Raw genomic sequence first — 1,323 nt, forward strand, 5'->3', positions numbered from 1 at the left:
CAGTCATTCAGTTGAGGTCAATCAAAGGCTGACCGGACAGTCATTCAGTTGAGGTCAATCAAAGGCTGACCGGAACCCCGTGGGGGATATTTCTTAGTAACCCACTTGTAACCGGATTGGTTACAAACTAAGTTATTGTTGTTGCTAAGAAATTCCCTACCACGGAGACCCGACCATGAAAAAGCGTATCCCCCTCACCCAAGTTATCCCGAACCCAAATCAGCCCCGTCGTTTCTTCGACGCGGTCAAGCTCCAGGAGCTGGCCGAATCCATCCGCGAGCGCGGCCTGATCCAGGCCATCACGGTCCGGCCCGTCGGGGACGAAGGCCTCTACATGATCGTCGGCGGTGAGAGGCGCTGGCGCGCTCACCGGCTGATTGGCGCCGCCGACATTCTCTGCGAGGTCGTCAAGATCGACGACAATGAGATGGCGCTTCAAGCCATCGTCGAGAACCTGGCCCGGGCCGACATCAAAGCGCTGGAGGAAGCGCGCGCGTTCCAGGCGATGCTTGACCGCGGCTGGACGGTCGAGAAGCTGGCGAAGGATATCGGCGTGCAGCCGCAGCGCATCAAAGCCCGCACGGCGCTGCTCAATCTGGACGAGACGATTCAGAAGCTGGTCGACGCCAACCAGTTCCCGCTCGGCCATGCCAACGATCTGGTCGACTTGCCCAAATCCGATCAGGTCAACATCGTGAAACTGTTCTCGAGCGGGAAGCTGAAAGATTGGTCGAGCATCAAGGCGGCGGCGCAATCCGTGCGCGACCGGATCGAGCAGGGCGGCATGTTCGACAATGAGAACCGGCCAGAACCCACAAAAGACGACATGGCCGCGATCTCCCGCATGGAGAGGATGGCAGAGAAAATCGTCTCGGCGATCGCCTCGGGCTTCAAGGAGGGCGAGTTCGTCGCCATGAAGACAGTCGACCCGAACCGGGCCGACAAGATGGCCGACACTCTGGCCGCAGCAGCGCGCACGTTACGGTCGATGGAGTCGCAGCTTCGTGGGGCTCACGCCCGCTCGATGCTGATGTAACAGCCTCGGCCTTTCTCCGTGGGGCTGAGGTGCCCGCCGCGATCGGTCCTCGCGGCGGGCGTTTCTTTGGGCGGTTATGCATTTTACGCACCCAGGGCCGAATTCGTTAGGGTGTGGCTACGGTCGTGCTACGTTGACTAGGGCCGCCGGCAAACTTTTCTCTCCATCCTGTAACGGATGGCTACTCGCGGCAGCCAGCGCCTCTAGGGCGCGTGACACTGAAAGAGGGAAAATGACTGACAAAAAGGATGATCCGCCGCCGCCGCCAAAGTCCGACCCACCACCGC

Annotated in this window: 1 protein-coding gene; it reads left to right on the forward strand. The window is 60.2% G+C overall.

The features are described 5' to 3' along the window. The first annotated feature begins 175 nt into the window (after positions 1 to 175). The gene (locus ACXJ7R_RS33015; protein ID WP_457155457.1) at positions 176 to 1,036 is read left to right on the forward strand and encodes a ParB/RepB/Spo0J family partition protein; all 861 of its coding nucleotides are present in this window, start codon (positions 176 to 178) and stop codon (positions 1,034 to 1,036) included. The last annotated feature ends 287 nt before the right edge of the window (positions 1,037 to 1,323 follow it).

Source organism: Mesorhizobium sp. P5_C1, from assembly GCF_054049815.1.